The organism is Streptococcus sp. HMSC077F03, assembly GCF_001812375.1.
Taxonomy (GTDB): domain Bacteria; phylum Bacillota; class Bacilli; order Lactobacillales; family Streptococcaceae; genus Streptococcus; species Streptococcus oralis_S.
Genome location: NZ_KV808761.1, coordinates 1 through 1,601 on the forward strand (window position 1 = coordinate 1; position 1,601 = coordinate 1,601).

Sequence of the window (1,601 nt, forward strand, 5' to 3'; positions counted from 1 at the left end):
GTAACAGTACTCGAGTTTTTGAACTTCAACTTTTTCATTACGACCACCGATTTTTTGAGTTGAAAATTCACCTGTCTTGAAGACACCCGTCAATTCAGGAACTGTAACTTCTTCGTTTACAGGTTTATAATCAGCTGGCGGATCAACTTCATCCTCTTCATTCGTTTCAGGAGCACGAGCTTCCTTACTCAAATCATAGTCGAAATTGTTATCTCCAGGGTTGAAGACACTATCGGGTACATAGATTGTGACATTGTCACCTTCTTGATTGATTCGACCACGAATTTGTTTTGATGGATCTGTGACTTTTTCAACAACTGTTTTACCATTGATTCGAACAGCATCAACCTTATATCCAGGTGTAACAGTGAACTCACCCTTGATGTCTTCCTTAATCAACGCAGCTCCAACAGATTCTAGAACTCGACTTGAGAACTTATTGATATCACTTTGTTCATTAACATAGAAAGAAACGTTCTTACCATTAATATTTTTTGCTGGAGAAGCCATCCCCTCTAATGCTTCATGGAAGATATCTTGAACTGAACGGTTGTCACCGATATCAAAGTATTTTGAATAACCTTCTTTATATGTGTCATAATACTGAGCTTTAGAGTTTGCAAAGATTGATACGTCTTCCCAGAAACCTACTACTACAGTTCCTTCGGAACCAACAACATTTTGAAGTCTTGTAGATGCTTCCTTAACCTCTTTCACTCGCCCTAAAACGTTTTGAGATGCTTCAGTTAGCTCATCAAAATTCCAAGCACGTGTAAGAATATTGTTGCGATAGTCGCTGTACTCTAGACGAACCTTACCATCCGGGTCACGTTTCCCGTTGGCAACTCCATCCGTAATCAAAAGGAAGATGGTCTTACGACCGTTAGCCATATTCCCTTTTCTTTGATTATATTGAGCAATGACATCGTCAATAGCTGGTACTGTAGGGGTTCCTCCTGCCACCTTAATATTATCAATGAATTGATGGATATCATTTTGATCTGAAGACAAGTTGCTAGACTTGTATTTGTAATCATAATCAGGTCCCCAACTACCATAAGTATCTTTACGACCTGTAAAATCATTATTGTAGTAATAGTTGTATCCATCTGCACCTTGGAAGGTTGCCATCATAACTCGGTCTGATGTATCCGGGTTATCAGTCTTAACCAAACGTGGATTATTCTCATCATAATTTTCTTCACTGACAAATGTTGTCAATGTTTTTAAGGCATTTTGGACATTAGGAATGGTGTTCTTGAACGATCCACTCGCATCCTGAAGAATAACTAAGTCGACCGGTTTACGTGGAACTGTCCACTTTGTTTTGTCCGATTTCTTTATCTTACGATAACATCCATTCTGGATAATTTCCGTATTATCTCCTACTCGAATTACCTCAGTTTCATCAGCCGCACCACGACCGAAACGTAAACTAGCTAATCCTAATGGCACAGAGAGAAACAGAATCGTAAACAGAATGGAGACCTTTTTAATGAAATCTCTCATAATTTTCTCTGAAATCCTATTGCGATTTCTTCTTCCTCCTTTTTCCGAAATGAATGTATGTTAGTTTAGCAGTTCTTGTAACTCTTTCGAGA

1 protein-coding gene is annotated in these 1,601 nt (G+C 38.5%); it reads right to left on the reverse strand.

All coding sequences use genetic code 11. The features are described from left to right. A partial coding sequence (locus HMPREF2853_RS02705; protein ID WP_148131389.1) for a vWA domain-containing protein occupies nt 1–1,509 on the reverse strand: 1,509 nt, incomplete at its 3' end. Nucleotides 1,510–1,601: the final 92 nt, after the last annotated feature.